General features: G+C 44.5%; 34 protein-coding genes and 1 tRNA gene. 23 read left to right on the forward strand and 12 right to left on the reverse strand.

Annotation, left to right across the window (positions count from 1 at the left end):
• Positions 1 to 99 precede the first annotated feature (99 nt).
• A complete protein-coding gene (locus tag D5S11_RS07925; RefSeq protein WP_007408308.1) occupies positions 100 to 564 on the reverse strand; it encodes an endolytic transglycosylase MltG in 465 nt (154 codons plus the stop codon).
• Entirely contained in the window at positions 561 to 914 is a 354-nt protein-coding gene (locus D5S11_RS07930; protein ID WP_003153047.1) for a hypothetical protein, read from the reverse strand. The genes D5S11_RS07925 and D5S11_RS07930 overlap by 4 nt, the downstream gene beginning before the upstream one ends.
• 346 nt (positions 915 to 1,260) lie before the next feature.
• Between D5S11_RS07930 and rpmG the strand changes: the two genes are divergently transcribed.
• The 3 genes from rpmG (at position 1,261) to D5S11_RS07945 (ending at position 2,287) form a co-directional block, all read left to right on the forward strand.
• Positions 1,261 to 1,410, forward strand: a complete 150-nt coding sequence (gene rpmG, locus D5S11_RS07935) for a 50S ribosomal protein L33 (protein WP_003153056.1) — start codon at positions 1,261 to 1,263, stop codon at positions 1,408 to 1,410.
• Positions 1,411 to 1,488: 78 nt separating this feature from the next.
• Complete coding sequence (locus D5S11_RS07940) at positions 1,489 to 2,043, forward strand: 5-formyltetrahydrofolate cyclo-ligase (RefSeq protein WP_108724818.1); 555 nt, start codon at positions 1,489 to 1,491, stop codon at positions 2,041 to 2,043.
• 70 nt (positions 2,044 to 2,113) lie between these two features.
• On the forward strand, positions 2,114 to 2,287 hold the full coding sequence (locus D5S11_RS07945; RefSeq protein WP_003153061.1) for a hypothetical protein: 174 nt from the start codon (positions 2,114 to 2,116) through the stop codon (positions 2,285 to 2,287).
• A 77-nt stretch (positions 2,288 to 2,364) separates the two neighbouring features.
• Here the strand turns inward: D5S11_RS07945 and nhaC are convergent, their stop codons facing one another.
• Positions 2,365 to 3,729: a Na+/H+ antiporter NhaC gene (nhaC, locus tag D5S11_RS07950; RefSeq protein WP_108724819.1), complete on the reverse strand. Its 1,365-nt coding sequence runs from the start codon at positions 3,727 to 3,729 to the stop codon at positions 2,365 to 2,367.
• 197 nt (positions 3,730 to 3,926) lie between these two features.
• Between nhaC and D5S11_RS07955 the strand changes: the two genes are divergently transcribed.
• The 5 genes from D5S11_RS07955 (at position 3,927) to D5S11_RS07975 (ending at position 7,774) form a co-directional block, all read left to right on the forward strand.
• Positions 3,927 to 4,136, forward strand: a complete 210-nt coding sequence (locus D5S11_RS07955) for a YqgQ family protein (protein WP_108724820.1) — start codon at positions 3,927 to 3,929, stop codon at positions 4,134 to 4,136.
• Between the two features lie 34 nt (positions 4,137 to 4,170).
• Positions 4,171 to 5,133 carry a glucose kinase GlcK gene (gene glcK, locus D5S11_RS07960; protein ID WP_003153068.1) on the forward strand — a complete coding sequence of 321 codons (963 nt, stop codon included), beginning with the start codon at positions 4,171 to 4,173 and terminating at the stop codon, positions 5,131 to 5,133.
• Between the two features lie 83 nt (positions 5,134 to 5,216).
• Positions 5,217 to 6,344 carry a M14 family metallopeptidase gene (locus D5S11_RS07965; RefSeq protein ID WP_108724821.1) on the forward strand — a complete coding sequence of 376 codons (1,128 nt, stop codon included), beginning with the start codon at positions 5,217 to 5,219 and terminating at the stop codon, positions 6,342 to 6,344.
• 72 nt (positions 6,345 to 6,416) lie between these two features.
• Positions 6,417 to 7,454, forward strand: coding sequence for a YqgU-like beta propeller domain-containing protein (locus D5S11_RS07970; RefSeq protein WP_020956082.1), 1,038 nt, complete (start codon positions 6,417 to 6,419; stop codon positions 7,452 to 7,454).
• 5 nt (positions 7,455 to 7,459) lie between these two features.
• Complete coding sequence (locus tag D5S11_RS07975) at positions 7,460 to 7,774, forward strand: MTH1187 family thiamine-binding protein (protein ID WP_003153073.1); 315 nt, start codon at positions 7,460 to 7,462, stop codon at positions 7,772 to 7,774.
• A gap of 32 nt (positions 7,775 to 7,806) precedes the next feature.
• On the opposite strand, the gene D5S11_RS07980 is transcribed toward D5S11_RS07975, so the two are convergent.
• Positions 7,807 to 7,980 (reverse strand): DUF2759 domain-containing protein, encoded by a 174-nt coding sequence (locus D5S11_RS07980; protein WP_003153076.1) that lies wholly within the window; start codon positions 7,978 to 7,980, stop codon positions 7,807 to 7,809.
• 154 nt (positions 7,981 to 8,134) lie between these two features.
• Here D5S11_RS07980 and D5S11_RS07985 point away from each other — a divergent pair, with 154 nt between their 5' ends.
• A complete protein-coding gene (locus D5S11_RS07985; protein WP_012117988.1) occupies positions 8,135 to 8,773 on the forward strand; it encodes an MBL fold metallo-hydrolase in 639 nt (212 codons plus the stop codon).
• Between the two features lie 39 nt (positions 8,774 to 8,812).
• On the opposite strand, the gene D5S11_RS07990 is transcribed toward D5S11_RS07985, so the two are convergent.
• Complete coding sequence (locus D5S11_RS07990) at positions 8,813 to 9,058, reverse strand: DUF2626 domain-containing protein (RefSeq protein WP_003153078.1); 246 nt, start codon at positions 9,056 to 9,058, stop codon at positions 8,813 to 8,815.
• A 236-nt stretch (positions 9,059 to 9,294) separates the two neighbouring features.
• Between D5S11_RS07990 and D5S11_RS07995 the strand changes: the two genes are divergently transcribed.
• Positions 9,295 to 9,675, forward strand: coding sequence for a Spx/MgsR family RNA polymerase-binding regulatory protein (locus D5S11_RS07995; RefSeq protein WP_003153079.1), 381 nt, complete (start codon positions 9,295 to 9,297; stop codon positions 9,673 to 9,675).
• A 64-nt stretch (positions 9,676 to 9,739) separates the two neighbouring features.
• Here D5S11_RS07995 and D5S11_RS08000 read toward each other — a convergent pair.
• Positions 9,740 to 9,810, reverse strand: a tRNA-Gln gene (locus D5S11_RS08000).
• Between the two features lie 134 nt (positions 9,811 to 9,944).
• Here D5S11_RS08000 and D5S11_RS08005 point away from each other — a divergent pair.
• Positions 9,945 to 10,775 carry an STAS domain-containing protein gene (locus D5S11_RS08005; RefSeq protein WP_015240214.1) on the forward strand — a complete coding sequence of 277 codons (831 nt, stop codon included), beginning with the start codon at positions 9,945 to 9,947 and terminating at the stop codon, positions 10,773 to 10,775.
• 37 nt (positions 10,776 to 10,812) lie between these two features.
• On the opposite strand, the gene D5S11_RS08010 is transcribed toward D5S11_RS08005, so the two are convergent.
• Positions 10,813 to 12,114: a hemolysin family protein gene (locus tag D5S11_RS08010; RefSeq protein WP_108724822.1), complete on the reverse strand. Its 1,302-nt coding sequence runs from the start codon at positions 12,112 to 12,114 to the stop codon at positions 10,813 to 10,815.
• A gap of 145 nt (positions 12,115 to 12,259) precedes the next feature.
• Here D5S11_RS08010 and D5S11_RS08015 point away from each other — a divergent pair, with 145 nt between their 5' ends.
• The 9 genes from D5S11_RS08015 (at position 12,260) to D5S11_RS08055 (ending at position 17,557) form a co-directional block, all read left to right on the forward strand.
• On the forward strand, positions 12,260 to 13,210 hold the full coding sequence (locus D5S11_RS08015; protein ID WP_032870601.1) for a magnesium transporter CorA family protein: 951 nt from the start codon (positions 12,260 to 12,262) through the stop codon (positions 13,208 to 13,210).
• Between the two features lie 191 nt (positions 13,211 to 13,401).
• Positions 13,402 to 14,472: a competence type IV pilus ATPase ComGA gene (gene comGA, locus D5S11_RS08020; RefSeq protein ID WP_012117985.1), complete on the forward strand. Its 1,071-nt coding sequence runs from the start codon at positions 13,402 to 13,404 to the stop codon at positions 14,470 to 14,472.
• A complete protein-coding gene (gene comGB / locus D5S11_RS08025; protein WP_032866436.1) occupies positions 14,459 to 15,496 on the forward strand; it encodes a competence type IV pilus assembly protein ComGB in 1,038 nt (345 codons plus the stop codon). Before comGA ends, comGB begins: the two co-directional genes overlap by 14 nt.
• Positions 15,497 to 15,500: 4 nt before the next feature.
• Positions 15,501 to 15,809 carry a competence type IV pilus major pilin ComGC gene (comGC, locus tag D5S11_RS08030; protein ID WP_003153087.1) on the forward strand — a complete coding sequence of 103 codons (309 nt, stop codon included), beginning with the start codon at positions 15,501 to 15,503 and terminating at the stop codon, positions 15,807 to 15,809.
• Positions 15,799 to 16,236 (forward strand): competence type IV pilus minor pilin ComGD, encoded by a 438-nt coding sequence (comGD, locus tag D5S11_RS08035; RefSeq protein ID WP_012117983.1) that lies wholly within the window; start codon positions 15,799 to 15,801, stop codon positions 16,234 to 16,236. Before comGC ends, comGD begins: the two co-directional genes overlap by 11 nt.
• A complete protein-coding gene (gene comGE / locus D5S11_RS08040; RefSeq protein WP_007408323.1) occupies positions 16,220 to 16,534 on the forward strand; it encodes a competence type IV pilus minor pilin ComGE in 315 nt (104 codons plus the stop codon). The genes comGD and comGE overlap by 17 nt, the downstream gene beginning before the upstream one ends.
• Complete coding sequence (gene comGF / locus D5S11_RS08045) at positions 16,443 to 16,943, forward strand: competence type IV pilus minor pilin ComGF (RefSeq protein ID WP_258566475.1); 501 nt, start codon at positions 16,443 to 16,445, stop codon at positions 16,941 to 16,943. The genes comGE and comGF overlap by 92 nt, the downstream gene beginning before the upstream one ends.
• A complete protein-coding gene (gene comGG / locus D5S11_RS08050) occupies positions 16,944 to 17,321 on the forward strand; it encodes a competence type IV pilus minor pilin ComGG (protein ID WP_108724823.1) in 378 nt (125 codons plus the stop codon). It begins immediately after the preceding gene.
• A 56-nt stretch (positions 17,322 to 17,377) separates the two neighbouring features.
• A complete protein-coding gene (locus D5S11_RS08055; RefSeq protein WP_003153093.1) occupies positions 17,378 to 17,557 on the forward strand; it encodes a YqzE family protein in 180 nt (59 codons plus the stop codon).
• Between the two features lie 39 nt (positions 17,558 to 17,596).
• Here D5S11_RS08055 and D5S11_RS08060 read toward each other — a convergent pair whose 3' ends face one another.
• Positions 17,597 to 17,926 (reverse strand): DUF3889 domain-containing protein, encoded by a 330-nt coding sequence (locus D5S11_RS08060; protein ID WP_012117979.1) that lies wholly within the window; start codon positions 17,924 to 17,926, stop codon positions 17,597 to 17,599.
• A gap of 258 nt (positions 17,927 to 18,184) precedes the next feature.
• Between D5S11_RS08060 and tapA the strand changes: the two genes are divergently transcribed.
• From tapA to tasA, 3 genes are all read left to right on the forward strand, one after another.
• A complete protein-coding gene (gene tapA / locus D5S11_RS08065) occupies positions 18,185 to 18,856 on the forward strand; it encodes an amyloid fiber anchoring/assembly protein TapA (protein WP_085342189.1) in 672 nt (223 codons plus the stop codon).
• Positions 18,828 to 19,397 carry a signal peptidase I SipW gene (gene sipW, locus D5S11_RS08070; RefSeq protein WP_085342188.1) on the forward strand — a complete coding sequence of 190 codons (570 nt, stop codon included), beginning with the start codon at positions 18,828 to 18,830 and terminating at the stop codon, positions 19,395 to 19,397. The genes tapA and sipW overlap by 29 nt, the downstream gene beginning before the upstream one ends.
• Positions 19,398 to 19,476: 79 nt before the next feature.
• Complete coding sequence (gene tasA / locus D5S11_RS08075) at positions 19,477 to 20,262, forward strand: biofilm matrix protein TasA (RefSeq protein WP_007408329.1); 786 nt, start codon at positions 19,477 to 19,479, stop codon at positions 20,260 to 20,262.
• Between the two features lie 47 nt (positions 20,263 to 20,309).
• Here tasA and sinR read toward each other — a convergent pair whose 3' ends face one another.
• The 4 genes from sinR to D5S11_RS08095 all read right to left on the reverse strand — a co-directional run bounded on the left by sinR (position 20,310) and on the right by D5S11_RS08095 (position 23,515).
• Positions 20,310 to 20,645: a transcriptional regulator SinR gene (gene sinR, locus D5S11_RS08080; protein ID WP_003153104.1), complete on the reverse strand. Its 336-nt coding sequence runs from the start codon at positions 20,643 to 20,645 to the stop codon at positions 20,310 to 20,312.
• Positions 20,646 to 20,678: 33 nt separating this feature from the next.
• Positions 20,679 to 20,852: an anti-repressor SinI gene (gene sinI, locus D5S11_RS08085; protein ID WP_003153105.1), complete on the reverse strand. Its 174-nt coding sequence runs from the start codon at positions 20,850 to 20,852 to the stop codon at positions 20,679 to 20,681.
• Between the two features lie 176 nt (positions 20,853 to 21,028).
• Positions 21,029 to 21,823: a YqhG family protein gene (locus D5S11_RS08090; protein ID WP_007612541.1), complete on the reverse strand. Its 795-nt coding sequence runs from the start codon at positions 21,821 to 21,823 to the stop codon at positions 21,029 to 21,031.
• Between the two features lie 21 nt (positions 21,824 to 21,844).
• On the reverse strand, positions 21,845 to 23,515 hold the full coding sequence (locus D5S11_RS08095; protein WP_031378948.1) for a DEAD/DEAH box helicase: 1,671 nt from the start codon (positions 23,513 to 23,515) through the stop codon (positions 21,845 to 21,847).
• Positions 23,516 to 23,640 lie beyond the last annotated feature (125 nt).

The raw sequence follows: 23,640 nt of genomic DNA on the forward strand, positions 1-23,640 counted from the left end.
AAAAAACGGGCCCGGCCATTGACCGGGTCCGTTTTATACTGCCTATTAAAAAAGCCTGCCGGCCATATCCATCTGAATGGACGATGCCTGCAAGCTTTTTTAGCGGGTTAATGTTTTGACGATTTTTTTAAAGCTCATATCTGAGTCGACTTTGAAATGGCCGGCGCGGATTTCTTTATGGTAACCTGCGTCAATGACGTAATCATTAAAGTCCTTCGCTGAAGGAATAATCCCTTCTTTTTCAAGAATGGATGACACATCAGCAGTGCTCATTCCGTCTTTAATCGTCAGTTTGTATGTTACTTTTTTCTTTTTGGCGTCTGTGTTTTGGTCGTTGTTTAACGATTTTTCTTTAGAATCAAGCAGTTTTTGATAGTCATCCCGGTTGACGGAGACTTTTTGCTGATCGTCGAGGTAGCTGTTTACTTCTTTCTCTGTCAATGCTGTTTTTTCGGTTTTAACGGCGGCTGCCTGGTCATGGTCAGTCAAATAGAAGACAGCAGCGAGAACGGCCGTCGCTAAAATCATGCCTGCTGCAAAAGCCTGAATGCCCCGTTTTGTCATACGAGCACCTTCTCATTATCTTTAATAATGGTATTGACGTCCTCGACAGACACGTGCTCCGCTTTTGCGATGGCTTCCGCAGACATTCCGTTGTTATATTTTGAAATGATTTGTTTGGCGATTTTTTGGTTAATGCCGCTGCTTTTGGCTTTGCGGATCACGAGGTTGGTTTCCAGCAATTCTTCTTCAAGCACCGTCATTTTCTTTTTCAACTTGTAAATTTCCTGCATGGCGGAAAGCTGAAGCGTTTCAAGCTCCTGTTCCACGTCTTTCATCGGATCTCTTTGAGAATATGAGAATGCAATAAGCGCTATACTGACGATAAACAACGCAATAATAGCAATTTCCACGTTTCATCACCTTCTATTATTAATTTGCCCTTCTTTTTTATACCATAAAACGCCGCCATTCTAAAGGAAATAGAGAAAAAAACGGAATTTTGTCGGGAAATCTTTTTTATTCGGGGAGCAAACGGTTATTTCTCTATAGATTTCGTATCAGAAAGTCCTTTTTTGTCCTGTTTCGTCATATTTTCCCTTCATCTGACGCAAGCTCATTCAGAGGATCAGAAGCATAAACTGATGTTTTCTGTACTTAAACAACATTTCATGTAAATCACTCTAGCATTCCGTCCATTATAGTGGTATTATATATAAGTCTGAATAAGTAAATGATATTTAGTTTGGAGGGAAAATAATGCGCGTTAATATTACTTTGGCTTGCACTGAATGTGGTGAGCGTAACTATATTTCTAAAAAGAACAAACGCAACAATCCGGACCGCGTTGAATTTAAAAAATATTGCCCACGTGATAAAAAATCTACGTTACACCGTGAAACAAAATAAGCTGTTTAAAACAGCGGAAAAAGCTGGAGCTTTCAATAAAGTTCTGGCTTTTTTGTCTTTCAGGGAGGTTTGAGAAACGTGAAAGCACAAATCAGAACCGCTATCAAAGCAAAGCTTTCTGACATGACAGAAAGTGAATGGGAGGCAAAATGCCGCAGCATGCGTGAAACGCTGTTTTCTTTAAAAGAATGGAAACAGGCCCGCGTGATCGCCGTTACCATCTCGACACGCCTGGAAATTCCGACACGGCCGATTATTGAACAGGCCTGGAAAGAGAAAAAACAAGTCTGTATCCCAAAATGCTTTCCGCAGACGGGAGCAATGGAGTTCCGTACATTTTCTGCGTATGATCAGCTGGAAACCGTATATGCGGGCCTCAGTGAACCGATCGAGAGCCTGACGGAAAAAGCCGCCCAAAATGACATTGACCTTGTAATTGTGCCCGGCGTGGCTTTTGACCGGGAAGGCTTCAGAATCGGATACGGCGGAGGATATTATGATCGGTACCTCTCCGGTTATAAAGGCCGTACCGTGTCGCTTCTCTTTGACTGCCAGCTGACAGACCGCATTCCCCGCATGCCCCACGATATTCCGGTCGATATGATCGTGACTGAATCTGAAACCATCGCTTAATCGCATAAAAAACTTCTTGCACCGGAATAATTCTCGCTGTTTGACAAACGATAGGGGCAGGAGGGATAAGATGAAAAAATTGTTGATCTACTCATTATGCGCCGTATCTGTTTTAGCCGTTTACCAAAACCGCTACCGTCTGATGAACAGCGTGCTCAGCCAGCCGGGGATCAGACGGACATTCATTCATTTCTTTTTAAAAATACCGTTTATCAGAAACAAATTCATTCAGCAGGCATTTTAAACAAATCCCGTTTTTTTCAGCGGGATTTTTTGCATAAGAAAACCTGCCGGTAAAAAACGGCAGGTTTTCTCGTATTGTCAGCTTTTTTTCAGGAAACCGAGCAGAATTGAGATCATAGGAGAAATGTACAGGAAAAAAGTAAACGGCAGGTAGTCGATGACGGAAACCCCTAATGCGCTTGCCATAAAAGCGCCGCTTACTCCCCAGGGAATCAGCGGGTTGATCAATGTTCCGCCGTCCTCAAGCGACCGCGCGAGGTGAATCCGCTTAATGCTGAGCCTGTCATATAAAGGTTTATAAGATTGACCCGGAATTAAAATCGACAAGTACTGCTCACCTGTCGCAAGGTTTACGCCTATACTTGAGAAGACGGTCGCCATGACAAGACGTCCTTTCGTATGCACGCCTTTTATCAATCCTTGAAGCAGCGCCGCGATCAGGCCCGTTTTTTCCATCAGGCCGCCGAGCGCAAAGGCGATCATGATCAGAGAGACTGATCCCATCATCGATTGGAGCCCGCCTCTGTTGATAATGCTGGCAACAGCCTGGTCGCCGGTTTTAAACGCCGTCCCGCTTTGCAGGGCGGATATAAATCCTTGAATGCTGCTGTCAGGAATAAAAACAGCAGTCAGAAGCCCTGCGGAAATAATACCGGCGGTAAGCACCGGAATCACGGAAACCCGTCTCACAGCTAAAATGATCACCAACAGAGGTGAAAGAAGCGACCAAGGCGTAACGTGCACGGCCTCTTTTATTCCGGAAATGACCGCCTCAATATTTTGCGTTGAAGCGGCATTTATTGAAACCGATGAACCGAGAATATAAAAAAGAACAATCGTGATCAGCAGTGCCGGAACGGTAGTGCCCATCATATGGCGAATATGTTTAAAAATTGGAATTTCGCCGATTCCGGCGGCAAAATTCGTTGTGTCGGACATCGGTGACATTTTATCACCGAAACAAGCCCCGCAAATGACTGCTCCCGCCGTCCATTCGAGCGGAACTCCCGCCGCGCTTGCTACCCCTAACAGCGCGACGCCGATTGTACTGACAGTTGTCAGACTTGAGCCGACAAGCGTGCTGATAATCATGCAGGAAAATAATGCGGTCAAAAGCAGCTGACTCGGCTGTATAATTGACAAAGCATAAACGGTGACGGTGGGAATGGCGCCGCTGTACATCCAGGCGCCGATCAGCACACCGATCAAAGCCAGCACGATAATCGGCTGCACACCGTTTTTCAATCCGCTGACAATTCCTTTTTCAAGACTGTCCCACGAGAAACCGAGCCACAAACCTGCCAGAGACAGAATAATGACGCAAAAGAACAGCGGCATATGCGGCTCTGTATGAAAGAAAAACAGGCAGGAAATAATGACTGCTAACATCAAGACAAATAAACTGATGGCTGAGATGAACGTCAGCCTTTTTTCTTGTTTCAAAACAACACCCCATCAAACTTTAATCCTTTTGTGCTTTTGGGCACGAAAGTATTGTAACAGAAAAACGCATAAATGAGTGTTTTTTTACAATTATGAATATACAATTTATGAAAATAATACAAGGATATTTTCTCCAATCGTTTTTTGCTTGACGCCCGGATCAGTGATGAAATACGCTTATACTAAGAAGAATAGAAATGGTGAAGAAGATGAATTCATTTTATGAGGTGCAGCAGCTGTTTAAGTCATTCGGACATATCGTTTATTTCGGTGACAGACAAGCCGAAATTGACTTTATGAAAGATGAATTAAAGGAAATGTACTTGTCAAACGTGATTGAAAGAGAATTATGGCAAAAAGCCGCCGGAGTTCTTCAGAGAGAATCGGAGCGGATCAAAGGCAGATAACACAGCAGGATTTTAATAAGAAAAGGAGATTATTATGGAAGATACATGGTTTGCGGGGATTGATCTTGGCGGAACAACCATCAAGCTGGCCTTTATCAACATGTACGGTGAAATTCAGCATAAATGGGAAGTTCCGACTGATAAATCAGGAAACACTATTACGGTCACGATCGCCAAAGCGCTTGATCAGAAGCTGGAAGAACTGAACAAGCCGAAACGGATCGTAAAATGGATCGGAATGGGAGCGCCCGGACCCGTGGAAATGACGACGGGGATGGTCTATGAGACGACAAATATGGGGTGGAAAAACTATCCGCTGAAAGACCATCTCGAGGCGGAAACGGGTATTCCGGCCGTCATTGAAAACGATGCCAATATCGCAGCGCTCGGAGAAATGTGGAAGGGTGCAGGTGACGGGGCTAAAGATGTCATTTTAGTGACGCTCGGAACCGGAGTCGGCGGAGGCATCATCGTCAACGGAGAAATCGTTCACGGCAAAAACGGGGCCGGCGGAGAAATCGGTCATATTTGCAGTATTCCGGAAGGAGGAGCTCCGTGCAACTGCGGAAAATCCGGCTGCATCGAAACGATTGCGTCCGCAACCGGCATCGTCCGCATCGCGAAAGAAAAGCTTGCGGCGGTTTCCGACTCTTCGCTCTTACAAGTGCGCGATCTGACAGCACGTGACGTGTTCGAAGCGGCTAAACAGCAGGATAAGACAGCACTTGAAGTCGTCGATTATGTCGCAAAACATTTAGGCCTCGTGCTCGGAAATCTGGCAAGCGCCATGAACCCGACGAAAATCGTGCTCGGCGGAGGCGTCTCCAAAGCGGGTGAAATCCTGCGGTCAAAAGTGGAAGAGACTTTCAAAATCACCGCATTCCCGCGTTCTGCGGAAGCGGCCGATATTTCGATTGCGGCACTTGGAAATGACGCCGGAGTTATCGGCGGGGCGTGGATTGCCAAAAATGAATGGCTCAAACATCAAAACTGCTGAAGAAAGTCAGCCTGCCCATATCGCGGGGCGGCTTTCTTTTTTTATCTCCCCTGTCATATAGTTTTTAAAAAAGGGGGATGAACATGGCGGCAATTCGTGTCAAACCTGAATTGAAACAGCATATGAAAGATATTGCAAAGGTGCTTTCAATTGATGAAAAACTGTTGAAAGCCGCTGATAAAACGGCGGAAAGCGATGAATTATTTTGTCCCGGCTTTGCCGTGAGCGGGCAGTCAGAGGGTCCGCCGCTTGAGACGCTGAGCGGGCTTTCGCGATACATCCGGCACTGTGAAAGGATTCTTTCCGCTGATCAATGGGTGAAGGAAGAAAAGGTGTACGGCTCCGAATCGGTTTATGAAGAAATTGAGAAAATAACGGATGTCTTTCCGTTTGTCACGTGCCGTAAAATCGGCAGTTCCGTATTGGGAAAGCCGCTTTATGAGCTGAAAATAGGTGCGGATACGGCTGAAAGAAAAGTCCATGTAAACGCCTCATTTCATGCCAATGAATGGATCACCACCTCGGTCGCGCTTATATGGTGTAAAGAATATTGCGCGGCATTATGCGAAAATAAAACCGTTTTCGGGCACTCTGCGCTTGATATATTCAGCCTGACATCATTGTCATTCGTTCCGCTCGTAAATCCCGACGGTGTTGATCTCGTACTTTACGGATGTGAAGATTTATCAGAAAAAAATGAATTTCTTAATCGATTAAATGAACACCGCCGGGATTTCCGCGAATGGAAGGCAAATATAAACGGTGTGGATTTAAATAAACATTTCCCATCCAATTGGGATATTGAACAGAGGCGCAAACCGAAAGCCCCTTCATACCGTGATTTTCCGGGGACGGCGCCGCTCACTGAACCGGAGGCGCAGGCGATGCACCGGCTGATAACGGAGCAGCCGCCTGACCGGCTGATCGCTCTTCATACGCAAGGAGAAGAGATTTATTGGGGATACGAAGAATGTGAACCGGAGCAATCATCCCGGATGATTCGGGAGTTTGAAGCGATAAGCGGAAACCGCTATCAAGGCGTTAAAACCATTGACAGCCATGCGGGTTTTAGGGATTGGTTTATACAGCAGTATGGAAAAGAGGGCTATACCATTGAGCTCGGGAAGGGAAAAAACCCTTTGCCTTTTCATCAGTTTGCTGATATTTATCAAGCGACGGAAGGTATTTTGTGGAGGTCGCTTGTTTTTTGAGACATCTGTGAAATTTCTCATTTGTTTACATAAACAAATATGGGACAATAGAAAAGAATGGAGGGAAGGCTGGTGAGATACTTGGTTTGTGTTCTGCTGTCCGCATTCGTTCTGTGTTTAGCGGCCTGTGAACCATCTCATCAGCAGCAAGACACAGGCGTTTCGGCAAAATCGGCAGAACAGAAAATCGTTCCGCTCAGTAAAAAGGAAGCGGAGAAAACGGAAGGATGGCTGGATAACAGAACGATCCTGTATACAGCACATCATCAGCTGATGAAATATGATCTTTTCAGCGGAAAATCCGAACGGCTCTATGAAACAAAGGGCAATATTGTCAATGTAAAGATCAGCCGGAAAAAACAGCTGATTCTCGTACAGGTGACAAGCAGCGGTCAGACTGAGCTTGTGCTTATGAACAAGCAGGGGAAAAGACTTTATCACAAAGCCTTTAACTCTTATGAACTGGAGACGGCTTGGAATCCGTATGACCCGTATCAAATGATGATTACCGTTTTTACTGAAACATGGGACTTCACTGCCTATACGGCCGATATGAACAACGGCATTTTAAAAAAGAGTCCCGTTCAGGCTCCTTTTGTCCATTGGACCTCCACTGATGAATTCCAATATATCAAGCAAGGAAAAACGGAGGAAGAGGGTCCTTTATATTCTTATGACTTGCAGACAAAAAAAGAAAAAAGAGTGCTTCATCACGTCATCTGGGCCGATTCCCGCCCGGGCATGACGATTGCCGTCAGACAAACGGATCAATCGGACGGAGACGGCGAGTTCCTTTTCCAAAAGCCGGCATCCGTGACGCACCGCTTTCCTCTCCAAAAAAAGTATCAGAGCTTTGCGCCGATGGAATATGATTACGATCAGACACACAAGCGGTTTTACATATTCAAGCCTGAAGGCCGCTCTTACAATCTGATCAGCTTTGACTTAGGAGACGAACGGGAGCGGACGGTGCTCAAAAACACGGAAATGGAGCCGATTCAGATCTCTCCGAACGGGGAATACGCTTTATACGGCTTTACGTATGACCGTCTGATTTCACTGAAAACAGGCATGACAGAACCAATCATAACAAATGAAAAAGGAGTTTGAACCAAATGGCAATTGCAGATGTGACAATCATTCCGATCGGAACAAAAACACCGAGCGTCAGTGAGTATGTAGCGGATGTGCAAAACATTTTGGAGGGTTACAAAGCTGCCGGCAAGATCAAATTTCAGCTCACGCCGATGAACACTTTGATTGAAGGTGAGCTGAGCGACTTATTCGCAGTCATTCAGGACATTCACGAAGCCCCGTTCCAAAAAGGGCTGCACAGAGTGGCGACAAATATCCGCATTGATGACAGACGTGATAAAGAAACGACACTGGAGAGCAAAATCAAAAGTGTCAGCAAACATTTGCAGCAATAAAAAATAAGCCTGTATCCATTGGATACAGGCTTTTAATGTGCAGTCGGATAGCCGCTGGTTACAACGGTCATTACGGTAAACCAGCCAAACACGCCCAGCGTGGCGGCGGCTAACAAAAATCCCAGGATATTTCTCTGTCTGACAGCCCGCAGGACTCCTAATACAGCTAATAATGCGACAAGGCCGAAGATTACAACAAGTAACATCATGCTCCTCCTTTGTCATTGGAACCTGAAAATCTTTCCATTTCATTTTAACCGTTTTCATTTTGTTTGTCGATAGCGTTTTCCCGGCCGCATTCATTGAATCTTCCGCAGAAAACCTTCATAATAAGGGCATATACATAAAGAGGTGATGAAAGTGAAATGGAGACGAATGCCGGCCGGTCCGATTCAGGCAAACGCGTATTTTCTTGTCAGTGAGGATCAGTCCTGTCTTATTTTTGATCCGGGCGGAGAAGCGGACAAAATCAACAATTACATAAAAGAAAACAATCTGAAGCCGCTGGCCATCTTACTGACGCACGCCCATTTTGACCATATCGGCGCGCTTGACGAAGTAAGAGACAGATGGGATGTTCCCGTATATCTTCACAAAAATGAAGAAAAGTGGCTGGAGGACTCTTCCTTAAACGGATCGGGCATATTGCGTGGCATCGCCGTAACGGCACGGCCCGCCGAACGGCTCATCGAAGGCGACGGCATATTGGACATCGGGCCTTTCCATTTGGAGACATTGTTTACGCCGGGACATTCACCGGGAAGCGTTTCTTATTATGTGAAGGACGCGGATCTGGTGATTTCAGGTGATGTGCTCTTTCAGGGAGGCATCGGCCGCACTGATTTACACGGCGGAAGTCAGGACGTATTGCTTGATTCCATTCATCAAAAACTGCTCACGCTTCCCGGATATACACTTGTGTTAAGCGGGCACGGGCCGGAAACGGATATTCAGACAGAGCAGGAGCGAAACCCGTTTATCAATGGTTTTTCACTGTAAATGAAAAAAGACAGACCATAATCGGTCTGTCTTTTTCTGTCAGTGGGTTCCGCCGCCCGGTGTCATAATAAAAATAGAGTAATATGTAAATCCGGCGAAAAATACGGTTAAGTAAGCTCCGAAAATATAAATATACATCCGCTCAGTCAGATTCAAATAAGAAAGAAATACGAAAAAGATCGTCTGTCCAAAAAACAAAAGTGAAGCGTCTTTCATGCCCCCTAAAAAAAACATGACTGCAAATATCCCCGTCCAAAATCCTAACACCCGGAACATGCGATTCATTCCTTATCCCCTCCCGAGAGTCTATCTGAAGTTTATTATAATAGATCGGCACTCGAAATGTAAACATTTTCATGATTATATTTATTGTGGAATTTATGTCTTTCCCTGTGTTTTATATCTTATGCCGCCCTCTGAAAAAGATCCGAAAAATCTTTTTGAAATATGTTTAATGAAAAAAAGTTCAGGGTACTTATGTTAACAAAGAGACGGATTATCCGAGGGAGGAATTTTTAAAAATGAAAGAACTTATTTTTTATTCATACCCGAGCTGCACATCATGCCGAAAAACGAAACATTGGTTAAAAGCCCACAATGTTGACTTTCAAGAGCGCCATCTATTCAGGGAGACACCGACAATTGATGAATTGAAGCAGATCTTATCATTAACGACTGAAGGAATTGATGAAATATTGGCGACGAGAAGTCAAACATTTAAAAATCTCAACCTGAACATTGAAGAAATGACTGTAAATGAAGTGCTGAAGCTTTTGACTGAGAAGCCGAAACTGCTGCGGCGTCCGATTCTGATCGATCGAAATAAGCTCGTTATCGGATACAATCCAGGAGAACTGATGAAGCTGACGAAGAAAAAAACGGTACATCAATCTGTATCATAAGAGAAAAACGAAGATCCGCTGATCAAAATTTATCAGCTAATCTTCGTTTTTTGCGGTTGCGGGACTGGGCTAGCTGGATTCGAACCAACGATCACGGAGTCAAAGTCCATTGCCTTACCGCTTGGCTATAGCCCATCGGATGTAATTACAGTATGTGCGTCCGGCGCCGATTTATACATACAAAGGAATTTGAATGGNTCGGATGTAATTACAGTATGTGCGTCCGGCGCCGATTTATACATACAAAGGAATTTGAATGGAGGAGACCCGTGAAACATTTGAGTGAAACATTATCTCGAACCTTAATTGAAGAATCAGGTGAAATCACACGCCAGTGGCTGCTCATACCAAAATCGGGGCGGCCTACAGATGATCAGAAAGCGGAAATGCAGCACCGTCTGTTAATTGAAATCGTTGCCGGCATTTTATCGGAAAAAGACGGCGGGGAAGAGGAGCTGACAAAATGGGCGCTTCAGTTCGCAAGGGACCGGGCCGTCCATGAAGTACCGGTCTATGAAAGCGTCACGAGCTTTAAAGAATTCCGGAGATTGGTCTGGAACCGCATACAGACGTGCTGTGAAACAATGTCTGAGAAGCCTGGGGCGAATGCGGTATTCCATTGGGGAGAGAAGCTGAACAAAGCAATTGACCATATGATTGAAGTATTTACAGAGGAATATTATAAAGTGACGGTTACACAATTAAACGCCCAAAAAGAAATGATTAACGAACTAAGTGCGCCGATTATGCCGATTGCCGACGGTATTGGAATTTTGCCGCTCGTCGGCGAAATTGACACCTACCGGGCAAAAATGATTTTGGAATCGGTGCTTGACCAATGTTCTTCACTCCGTCTTTCTTATTTATTTTTAGATATATCAGGTGTGCCGATTGTGGATACGATGGTCGCTTATCAGATTTTTAAAGTGATTGACAGCACAAAACTTCTTGGCATAGAAACGACAATCTCAGGCATCAGGCCGGAAATCGCGCAGACCGTCGTGAAGCTCGGCATCGATTTTTCTCAGGTGAAAACGGAGCAGAGTCTGGCGAAAGCGCTGGCAAAAAACGGATTTATCGTAAAAGAATCATTAAGATGATAAAAAGCTGAATGGCCGGGAGGGATGTCTCCCTCAGCTATTCAGCTTTGTCAGCTTCAATCGTAATGATATGATGGCTGTCGATTTCTTTTACCGTAAATGTGTAGCATTCAAAATCAATGGTGCTCCCGGGCTTCGCGTCAATATCCTGAGTAAGAAACCAGCCCCCGAGTGTATCGACTTGATCAGCCGTAATCTCTGTTCCGAGTACATCATTGACGTCACTGATCAGCAATTTGGCGTTCAGGAGATAGCGGTTCTTCCCAAGCTTTTGAACGGAAGGTGTTTCGTCCGTATCAAATTCGTCGCGGATTTCGCCGACGATCTCTTCAATGATGTCTTCCGCCGTTACTAATCCCGCGGTTCCGCCGTACTCATCAATGAGAATGGCCATATGGGCGTGTTCCCGCTGCATTTTAACGAATAATTGATAAATCGGAATCGTCTCAATCACATGGATCGCCGGCTGGATGTAAGGGCTGAGTTCGTGTTTTGTAAACGCCGCTCCTTCTGACAGGAATCTGAATAAAACTTCTTTTATATTGATGATGCCGACTACATGATCTTTATCTCCTTTTACTACGGGATACCGGGTATATTTATTTGTTTTGATAATGTCCCGGAGCATATGTCCCGATCCGCTGTCTAACGGCAGACTCACCATTTCATTCCGGGGCACCATAATTTCTTTGGCAGTGCGCTTATCAAATGTAAAAATATTATTTACGTAATGCAGCTCGCTTTTTTTAATCATGCCGCTTCGATAGCTTTCGGCCAGGAGCACCCGCAATTCCTCTTCCGTATAAGCCATTTCATGTTCGGAAGCAGGCTTCAAGCCGAACATGGCTGTAATCAGGCGGGCGGAATGATTGAGCAGCCAGATGAACGGAAACATTAACTTATAAAACAAAATCATCGGTCTGGCAGACAAAAGTGTAATCCGCTCGGCTTTTTGGATAGCAAAACTTTTCGGGGCGAGTTCGCCGATAACGACATTCACATATGTAACCAGCAGAAAGGCGATGATCAATGACAGGACTTGGGCAACCGCTTCGTGAACTCCGGTCTTTAAAAATAACGGCTGAAGCATTGCTTTGACTGTCGGTTCACCCAGCCAGCCGATCCCCAAAGCGGTGACGGTGATGCCCAATTGGCACGCCGATAAATATTCATCGAGGTGTGTAATGACATGCTTGGCTGCTTTTGCTCCTTTTACATTTTCCTCAATGAGCTGATTAATGCGGGAGCGCCTTGCTTTAACGATTGAAAACTCTATGGCGACAAAACACGCCGTTAATAAAATAAATAGTACGATGGCAGATAGTTTGATGATATACAATGTAACGCCTTCCGCGAAGGAAGGCTTGCACCTCCCTTTTTTCGGAATAATACCACTGTAGAAAGCTGCTCAAACATCGAGCCTGGTTTAGCCCGCCTCATTTACGGTAATAAAACAAGAAAGCGATACTGGAGGATGACAAGAGATGAAGGTACATTCGGGAGCGGACTGGCTGTGGTACCAGCTCGGTCCGCATGAAAAAACGGAAGCGAAAAAAATGATCCATCACAATCACTGGCCGCAATGCGAAAAGTGGTTTGAACATGAAAATCATATAAACTTTCTGCGCTCAGATACAAATGATCAGAATAATGAAGCGGTTTTCGGTTCTTTAATCTATCATCAAGGATTAGATGATGAAAAAAACCATACCGTATTTCACTTTTATATTACGAGAGACTTCTTTTTTACAATTAATTTTGATTTTTCGCTGCTGCGCGGTGTAAAAGAAAAGCATGCCACACAGCAGATTCAAACCTGTGAAAATCCGATTGAAGGCTTTTTTGTTCTGCTGGGAGAGCTGATGAATTCCTATCTGATCGGACTGGATGAATTTGAAGTCAAGCAGCGGACGCTGAAATGGCAGATTCATGATGACAACAGCAAAGGAATCTTGGAAAATGTGCATAAACTGCGCCATGAGCTGTTCATTTGGAAAGGCCTTACACTGGGGGCTCAAAAAGTGGAAATGGCTTTAAAAGAAGCTTTTCTCCCGAAAAATGACAGGCAGAAAGATTACCTCAGAGCTCATCAAAAGATGGAAAGAGGAATTACATATATCAATGAGTTTGATCAGGAACTGAGCAATCTGCTGCACGCCGAGGAAGTCATTACCTCCCAAAGAGGAAATGAAATTGTGAAAGCCTTGACGATCTTTACAACTCTCTTTACACCGATGACGGCGCTTGGAGCTCTCTGGGGGATGAACTTTGATAACATGCCGGAGCTTCATTGGAAATATGCGTATATTTGTTCCATCGTGCTCATTATTGTATCAACCCTGCTGATTTATATTTATCTGCGGCAGAAAGGCTGGACAGGGGACATTTTGAAGGAGCATCAAAAAAAATATTTGCGGAAAGAAAAGAAACGCTAAGAAGAGCAGGCATACGCCTGCTTTTTTTGATGGCTGAAAATGGCCGAATGGTTCCGGATTTCATTCGGTAAATCAATGTCAGGGGGCTTATTTTTATTTTTTTACGTTTTACACACTGTAAAACGCATAATCTCTCCTTTGCCGGCTTTTGTGTATCTGATTTACAATACGTGCGGAAGGAGGGAAGTCTTGTGAAAAATATAGAAACATACAGCAGGAACATCATAAACGAGGCCTATACGGCAAGGGCTTCAGATATACACATTGTGCCGAGAGAAAGGGATGCTTTCATTCATTTTCGCATCGGCCATGCTCTTGTGAAAAAAAGAGTCTTAAAAAAAGAGGAATGCGTAAGGCTTATTTCTCATTTTAAGTTTTTATCGGCCATGGATATAGGAGAAAGACGTAAGCCGCAAAACGGGTCATTGTCTCTGCCGCTTCCGACGGAAACCGTTCATTTGAGAATGTCAACCTTGCCGACAATGAATGATGAAAGTCTTGTCATCAGGCTTTTGCCTAAGCGGCAGATTCCCCCTCTGGATAAATTGTCCTTATTTCGGGGGGCGGGCGCCGCATTATTGTCCTTTCTGAAGCATTCGCACGGCCTGCTTCTGTTTACCGGCCCCACCGGATCTGGAAAAACGACCACTCTTTACTCGCTTGTCAACTATGCAAAAAGGCATTTCAACCGGCGTATTGTCACGCTTGAAGACCCCGTAGAAACAAGAGATGAGGATGTGTTGCAAGTTCAGGTGAATGAAAAAGCCGGAGTCACATATTCCGCCGGTTTAAAAGCGATTTTAAGACATGATCCCGATATGATCATCTTAGGGGAAATCAGGGATGCCGAGACGGCTGAAATCGCAGTCCGCGCGGCCATGACGGGACACCTCGTTCTTTCAAGCCTGCATACAAGAGATGCTAAGGGCGCCATATACAGGCTGCTGGAGTTCGGCGTGAACATGACAGAAATTGAACAAACCGTCATTGCCATTGCCGCTCAGCGTCTGGTTGATTTAACATGTCCGTTCTGCAAAGAGGAAAACTGTTCCGTGTACTGCCGGATGTACAGGCAGACACGCCGTGCGGGCATTTATGAACTGCTCTACGGGAAAAACCTCACCCAATGCTTTCAGGAAGCAAAGGGAGAGCACGCCAATTTTCAATATCAGACGCTCCGCAGGCTGATCAGAAAAGGAATCGCGCTCGGCTATGTCACGACCGACAATTACGATCGGTGGGTGTATCATGAAGCGGATTAAACGAACCTGGCCGTTGAAGGATCAAGCGGCTTTTTTGAAAAGGCTCGGTGAAATGACGGAAAAAGGATACAGTCTGATTGAAGGGCTCAGACTGCTGCAACTCCAGCTGCATAAACGTCAGCTTGCAGAGCTGACGGACGGAATCCGCCGGCTGAGGGAAGGTGATGCGTTTTACCAAGTGCTTGAGGCACTGTCTTTTCATAAAGAAGCCGTCTCTATCTGCTATTTCGCGGAGAAACACGGGGAATTGCCGGGGGCGATGAAACAAAGCGGCGAATTATTACAGAGAAAGCTCATGCAGACGAATCAAATCAAAAAAATGCTCCGGTATCCGATGTTTTTAATATCTTCCGTCTGTGTCATGTTTTATATTCTGCAAAGTTTAATTATTCCGCAGTTTGCTGGGATTTATCAATCAATGAATATGAATACATCCGGTACGACTGCTTTCATCTTTGCGTTTTTTCGGCATTTTCATGAAGCCTGCGCACTGGCGCTGTCCGCCGCTTTCTGCTTGTTTTTGTACGTTTGGTTCTTATGTAAAAAAAAATCCCCGCAAGATAAAATGCTGATTGTTGTGAAAATACCCCTCTTAGGAAAAGCGGCCGTTCTTTTTAACAGCTACTTTTTCTCTTTACAGCTCAGCAGTCTTCTGAAATCCGGCCTTTCTATCTATGACAGCTTAACAGCTTTTAAAGAACAATCTTTTCTGCCTTTTTATCGTGAAGAAGCAGAGATGCTCATTACACGTCTGAAAGCCGGAGAAACCATAGAATCCGCTCTTTCCGGGCATCCGTGTTATGAAAAAGACCTTGCGGCTGCAGTCAGCCACGGACAGGCAAACGGCCTGCTTCACCGCGAACTTTATACGTACAGCCAGTTTATGATGGAGCGTCTTGAACAAAACGCGGCGAAGTATACCGGCATTCTCCAGCCTGTCATTTACGGTGTTGTGGCCGGTATGATTTTAATTGTCTACATGTCAATGCTGATGCCGATGTACCAGATGATGAACCAAATGTAAGGGAGTGCTTCGTCTGAAAAATCAAGATGGATTTACTTTAATTGAAATGCTGATCGTTTTATTTATCGTTTCCATTCTGCTTTTAATCACCATTCCTAACGTTACAAAACATAATCAAAGCATTCAGCATAAAGGCTGTGAAGGACTGCAGAATATGGTGAAAGCCCAAGTGACGGCGTACGAAATCGATCATGAAGGTAAAATGCCGGATATGAACGATTTACAATCAGAGGGGTATATCAAAAAGAATACAGCCTGCCCGAATGGTAAACAGATCTTAATTAGTGGCGGAGAAGTTACAGTTGAACAATAACAGGCGGACAGAAAATGGGTTTACCCTTCTTGAAAGCCTGATTGTGTTAAGCCTGGCGTCCGTCCTGCTGACGGTTTTGTTCACGACGGTTCCGCCGGCCTACACCCACCTTGCCGTGCGGCAAAAAACAGAACAGCTCCAAAAAGATATTCAGCTTGCTCAGGAAACGGCTATCGCAGAACATAAAAGAACAAAAATCACTTTTCTTCCAAAAGAGCATAAATATAAACTGCAGTCAGGCGGAAGGATTGTCGAGCGTTCCTTTGATTCGCTTCACATTACACTTGTGACTTTACCGGAGAGCCTTGAATTTAACGAAAAAGGCCATCCGAATTCGGGAGGAAAGATTCAATTGAAGAGCGCCGGGTTCACCTATGAGATCACAGTTTACTTAGGGAGCGGAAATGTCCATGCTAAACGGAAATAAGGGGTTCTCTACTATTGAAACACTATCAGCAATGGCCATTTGGCTGTTCCTTATGACGTCTATCATTCCGGTCTGGACGGGCATGCTGACTGATGGTCTGAAAATAGAAGATCGCCATGAAGCGTACCAGCTTCTTCAGAAACATATCAGCACTTATATGATGACCGGAAAAAAGCCGCCGTCTCCCGGTGTGAAGTGGAAGGAGGATGGTGAGTATTACAAAGTGTGTACGGCTGACCGCAGCGAAAAAGAAATGTGCCTCAGCATTCTCAAAACAGACTGGCTTTACGCTTCTTAATGTTTTGTTCTCCTTGGCAGTCTGTCTTTTCCTATCAGGCACCTTGGGCCCGATTTTACATCTGTTTTTATCAAACCGGACCGATAACGGCGGATTAGACAGCCGGGAGCATCAAATTGCCGTTCAGCAGATCATGAACGAATGTAAACAGGCTGAGACTGTGAAGCCGGCGGACGGCGGACGGGCGTTAGCATGCCGGAAAACAGGAGGCGAAGAAGTGCGTTTTGAAATTTATCATAAGATGATAAGGAAAAGAGTAAACGGAAAAGGCCACGTGCCGATCCTGCAAAACGCGGCATCATTAACGGCTGATGTGAAAAACGGCCTGCTCTTATTAGAGATCTCAAGCGTTGCAGGTAAAAAGAATCAGGCGGTCATTCCGGTTTACAGCTTTTTTAAAGGTGATTAAATGTACAAATCTGACGGTTTTATATATCCCGCGGTTCTGTTTGTTTCTGCCGCAGTTTTACTTGTCATCAGCTATACTTCATCTGATTTCATCACCCGAAAAACATTTGCAAAAGAGGCCGGGGAGTACTGGACCGGAGAGAACCTGCTCCAAAACGGCGCGCTGCTGTCAAGCCGCCATATGACACAGGGACAAAAGGTCCAAACTGGTACACAGCGTTTTCCGTATGGCACCGTTTCTTTTCACATCACGGGGAGTGATCGCCGGGAAACGGTTCAGGTTACAATTCAGGCGGAAACAACGACAGGAACGAGACGGGAGGCTCACCTTTTGTTCGATCAGAAGAAGAAACAGCTGATTCAATGGACGGAAGTATAAAAAAGAGGCGGCGGGACAACACTTCATAGTAAAGACAGCACTATGAGGTGAGAGCCGTGAAAACAAATGATTATGTAAAATATATGACTGAGCAATTCGTTAAATATTTCGATACGCCGAAACAGGAACGGAGAGAGCGAAAAGAAGTGCGGAAAGAAAAGAAAGTGCCGGCTTCTCAGCACTGGTTCGGAATATTGCCGTATAGTTTTAAGCTGTGGATGCAGCGGAAAAAATAAAGTGAATCACACGAAAGGCCCTCCTGATACAGGAGGGCCTTATTGGTATTCCTCAATGACGGCAATTTTATTTACCTTTTGGCTGTAGGGATTAAAAGAAATCGTAACAAACACGCCAAATTCTTTTGCGCCATCCCGCAATGTCAAGTGGTATTGCTTGACTGCTTCGTCCGTTCTTTTCCGATCCCACACCTTTTGAATAAATAACGTTTGGGCGAGCGGATATCTTTTTTTAGCTTCCTTTTCTGCTAACTTTTCCCATTTTGATTTATGGTGAACAGCATAATAAGGCACCGTTTCCGCCTGAGCTGTTCCTGAAACCCCGAAAACAAGAAGAGAAAGGCAAATCAGACTTTGTTTGATCATCATTCTTCGTCCTTTCGCTGTATATACTTTCCATTTTGTTCTAGGCACCTCGTTATTTTCTCACGTTTTATTAGAAAAAATTCCAAAAAGGTGTGTAATTTGAAGCAAAACGCTGTTTTTAAAAGATACCATTCTCAAAAACGAACAATTTGACCGATTTTGACATTTTTCAAGACGATAATCCTTGATTATACTTTGTTCATACAGTTCTTTAAAGAGAACGGTTGTCATATTTATTAACAGTTTTACAGGGGGTAAGGCATGTTCCGATTGTTGCGAATGGAAAAAAAGGGCAAGGTGAGATGGCGGATGATGCTATTTTTACGGCTTTCGTTCATTTTTTGCCTGTCCGTGACGATATGTGCTCAGTTCACAGGTGATACAAGTTCCTCCTTCAATGATGTAAAAAGCTTCAGTCTCCAGGTTCAAACGTGCGGAGATTTTCAATATACGGATGACGATTGCCGTTATGACGAACGCTGGGATCAAAGTGATTTACATATAACAAATCAAACTGATACGTCAGGCACCGTGTGTGCGCCGCTTCAGCTCTATGCCGAGCTGGAGAATAAGGGAAAAGAGCGGACTGTTTCTGACTGGAAATGGGAGCTCCATAAAATCGCTTCTCAGCAGCAGCCTTTACGAAACGGCAATGTTGTGGAAAAAGGGCTTATTACTGATAAAAAAAGCAAAACGATTTATAAAATTAAGTCAAAGCGGTCTTTGCAGCCGGGCATATACGCATTCAAGGTTTACAAGCCTGAAGGGTATCCGGCGGACGAAGAAAAATTTGAGTGGTCAAAACCGATGAAACTCGTCAAATGCCGGGAACAGGCGACCGTTTCCGATCTAAAGAAAACGGAGAAAGAGCCGGCTGAGCCGGTAAAAGAAAGCGGGGAAGAACATGAAAAAAACGCTGAAACTGATCAGTAATATTTTGTATGCCGTCATCTTCAGCTTGATTATTGTGCTGACGTTAACGGTGATTTCGACCCGGGCTTCCGGGGGTGAGCCGGCCATCTTCGGCTATACGCTGAAATCCGTGCTGTCGGGTTCAATGGACCCGGAATTTAAGACGGGTTCGCTCATAGCGGTAAAGAAAATTTCTGACGTGAATGACTTAGAAAAAGGGGATGTGATCACCTTTACGCAAGATGACGGAACAGCCGTCACACACAGAATAATCGGTATCACAAAAAAGGACGGGAACCTGCTGTTTGAGACAAAAGGGGACCATAATGCCGCCCCGGATGCCGCACCCGTTCAAGCTGAAAAAGTGGCGGCCCAGTATACGGGATATCAGCTTCCGTATGCCGGATATGTCATCCATTTGGCCAGCCAGCCGATCGGAACGGCGATTCTGTTAATCGTTCCCGGCGTCATGCTTTTGATTTACTCAATAACAGTCATCGTCAGCGCCCTCCGCGATATTGAGCGGAAAACGAAAGCGCTGGAAGAACATGCGAAAAAGTGAACCATCTCTACATGAATACGGTTGCAACCTGGCGACAGGATTTGATAACAAAAATAAAAAGTAAGGGGAGAGTACAGACATGGGTATGAAAAAGAAATTAAGCTTGGGCGTTGCCTCAGCCGCACTCGGTTTAGCATTAGTAGGAGGAGGCACATGGGCCGCATTTAATGATGTGAAGTCGACAGACGCTACATTTGCGTCAGGAACACTTGATTTATCGGCTAAAGAACAATCAGCCAATGTCAATTTGTCAAACTTAAAACCAGGTGATAAATTGACGAAAGATTTTGAATTCAGAAACAACGGTTCACTTGCCATTAAAGAAGTGCTGATGGCTTTGAATTTTACTGACTTTAAAGGAGCAAAGAAAGGAAATGAATCTGCGGAGGATTTCCTCAGTCAGTTTGAAATTACGGTTCTGACAGTCGGTAAAGAAGGGGGCAACGGCTATCCTAAAAATATCATTTTGAAGGCGGCCAGCCTGAAAGACTTATACTTAATGTCAACAAAACAGGATAAAGCAGCTGCCGAAGCGATCAGCAAGCACATTGATCCGAAATTCCTGAGTGAGAGCGGAAAAGTCAATGTAGCAACCATTAACGGCAAAACAGCTCCTGAGTACGACGGAGTTCCGAAAACGCCTGCTGATTATGACCAGGTGAGAATGGAAATCCAATTTAAAAATGACACCGCAAAAACTGCGGACGGATTAAGTGTGCAAAACAAGTTCCAAGGCAATGCGATTTCTCTTCAATTCTCTTTTGAAGCAACGCAATGGAACGGCTTGACCATTACGAAAGATCATACGGATAAAGACGGTTACGTCAAGGAAAATGAAAAGGCTCACAGTGAGGATAAAAACTAATCCGAAAGTCGGACAGTTAAAAGAGGAGTTGTGCACATATGGCGGCACTACTCCTCTTTTTGCGCTTTTCTCCATTTTTGATAATCTAAAAATTCACGAAATTGTTTTTTTGATACCCCGGATGTCATCGCATCGCGAACTAATTTCTCCCATTCACTATCTAATTGACCATCGTATTCGGTTTCATGTTTTTCATCAAGTAAAGTATGAACCGAGACGTCCAGAACAGCGGAGACTTTTTCGAGAAATTGAATGGAGGGGTTCGTCTGTAAATTTCGTTCTATTGAGCTTAAATAAGACTTCGCTACCCCAGCTTTTTCAGCTAGTTCTGATAGTGAGTAGCCTTTTTCTTTTCGGTATTGTTTAATACGCTGGCCAATCAATGTCATCACCTTCCTTGTGATATTATAGCACATTCAGAAAGGATTTACGGTATGACTTCTGGCTGCCTGGATATGTTGAGAAGACTTTTTATGCGAAAGCAGGTATTTGCGTATTTCTTCTAGGCTGATATTTGCTTTTTGGGCTTCTAATATCAGCTCAACCCATTCCTTATCTAATTGCGAAAATTCCATTTTTGCATTTTTCATGCATTTTCTCCTCCTAAAATACTTGTTTATGTATTTCAGCCAATCCGCCCATGACCTTATCTTTACATGTCTGGAAGTGATTCATCGCATGCGAAACGCCAGAAATTTTTTCTATATACTTTTATTATAATATAGAATTTCCAGAAAAAACGGGAAAGGTGTCGAATGGATAACGCTTATCCAGAAAAATTACTTTGCAGGAAAAATAAACCGCCGTTTTCAATCTGAATGTGAATTTTCGGCTGATATAAGGCTTTCAGCGCTTGTTTTTCCAAATGGTATTCCTCAGGTTTTTCCTCTGTCTGCTCATAAAACTGATCGAGCAGCCTGAGGTCCTTTTTCCATCTGGCGATCGCGCTGTCAGCCCAGGCTGACGGCTCTTTGGCGGCAGCGTCTTTTAAGTAATGCTCCATTCTTTTAATTCCGCTTTCCGGCTTAATCATCGGCGATATGGTAAAGCAATAGTCTGATATTTGCGAGGTCAGCGGAAGCGGTGCAAGCTTCTGCTGAAACCCCTCTATAATTGTTCCAGAAACAAGATGCAGGCCTAAAGACAAAAGTCTGTCTTTTTTCATGTCGGATTGGTATGAAATCACTACATTTAATCCAAGCCAGGGCTGAAGCGGCACTCTGGCTCCGGCTGATACAATTTTCTCATATATTCTTGTAAATCTCCCATTTTGTTTAACTGCTTGAAAGATTTGAAAGAGGCGCGGGGCTCCAAAGTAAATAAATTCGCCGTCCATATCCTCCGGAGCCGTTTCTTTATCAGTGATGAACGTGATCTTCATCGGGTTCGGTTCGCCGCCCGTTTTTTCACGCCAATGCCAATAAAACGGGCGGTTCATAATTTGTTTGTCCATCTCGACCGTCAACTGAACCGTCATAAAACCCGGCCCGTGTTCTGTAATCGGACAGTGGTTCGCTTCAAAAAAGCGCAGTAAAAATTCGTGAACCTCCTGCTGTCTCATGTCGCGCTTCCTCCTTTTAGATTAAGATCCTTTTTTTCTGGCGGGCTTTTCCGTACCGTACGACAGAAAAGAGGTGAGATTGTCCATTTTGATTCTCATTTCTTCCTCTGTCAGCGAATGGCATAAAATATCATGCAAATGGTCTTCAAAATTGCTCACTTTGATTTTTGTTAAAATGTCATCTAATTCTCCGACGACATTTTCAAATAAATGAATTTTGTCATACAGAAGTTTTAAAATATGCTCTTCCACCGTATGTTTTGTCGCCATATTGTAGATATGGACATCTCTTTCCTGACCGAGTCTGTGAATCCTTCCGATTCTTTGTTCAAGCCGCATCGGGTTCCACGGGAGGTCATAATTGATAATATGGTTGCAGAATTGCAGGTTGATCCCTTCGCCTCCGGCTTCTGTAGCGATCAGCACCTGCACTTTGCCGCGGAAGAGATCCTTCATCCAGTCTTTTTTCCCGCGTTTAAATCCGCCTCTGAACGGAACGGAGCTTATGCCGTTCTGCTGAAGGAACCATTGCAGATAAATCTGTGTCGCCCTGTATTCAGTAAAAATAATGACTTTATCATTAATCTTTTGGATCAAGTCAACAACTTGAATTGCTTTTGAGTTTTGCGTGACTTGATTGATGCGGTCCATTAAATTAGCGATCGTCTGATCATCGAATGCGGGCGCTTGTTTGTCTTTTTGGTCAAGCATTTTTTTGAGCGTCATATACACGGCTTCCCTGCTTGAACAGCATTCTCTTTGCAGCGTCATAATGGAAAATGCGCTTGCGGGCTTTTCCGTGCCGTTTTTCAGTGCGGCGATGTCATCGTAAAGCGCCTGTTCCGTCGGTGAAAAGGTGATCGGCACTGTTTCCACGTGGCGCTTCGTCCATGTAAGGCCGGTGTCGCTCCGCGTGTTGCGGATCATCACCTTATTGACGAGTTCTTTCAAATGCTCATGAGCGTCAATCCCGTCCTTCTGATTGAAGGTTTCTTGAAATCCGCTTTCGTTTCCTAAATGGCCGGGCTTTAACAGTGACACTAAATTGAAGATTTCTTCGATCCGGTTTTGAATCGGCGTCGCCGTCAGAAGCAGGCAGTATTTCTTCACAAGACTTCTCGCAAATTCATAATTTTTCGTTTTGCTGTTTTTGAGCTTGTGCGCCTCGTCAATAATGACGAGATCATACGGAATAGAAAGGACAATGTCTTTGTGAGGCGAGCGTTTGGCCGTATCAATAGAAGAAACGACGATATCGCACTGTTCCCACACATAGCTTTTCTTCTGTTCAACAGCGGGTATTAAAAACTTCTCCTGAAGCTCTTTCACCCACTGGGAAACGAGTGATGCCGGCACAAGAATCAGGATTTTTTTGGCCAGCCCGCGAATCATATATTCTTTTAAAATCAGGCCCGCTTCCACCGTTTTTCCGAGCCCCACTTCATCAGCCAAAATCGCCTTGCCGTTCATTTTTTCAACGACTTTCTGCGCGACCTCAAGCTGATGGGGAAGCGGAGTGAAATCGGGCAGGTATAAAGGAGCCCTCAACCCTTCAAATTCAGGAATGGCAAGGGTCTGCTGGACTTCAGCCGACAGTTTGTACATCTCCCAATTTGACCAGGGACCGTCCGTTTTCAGCCGCTCAGAAAACTCTCCCGGCCAGTTTGCATCAAATATGATCTCTGCTGTCATATGTAACAAAACCGCCTTTCTTTTAAAAAACTGATTTATCATAATTTTTGTTGCCGGACGTAAATGAGGGTGGTAGGATATAAGTAATGATTTCACTAAAAGATATTGCTTTAGTATGTCCATAA

The sequence above is a fragment of the Bacillus sp. L75 genome (genome assembly GCF_003676355.1).
In the GTDB taxonomy this organism is placed as follows: Bacteria; Bacillota; Bacilli; order Bacillales; family Bacillaceae; genus Bacillus; species Bacillus velezensis.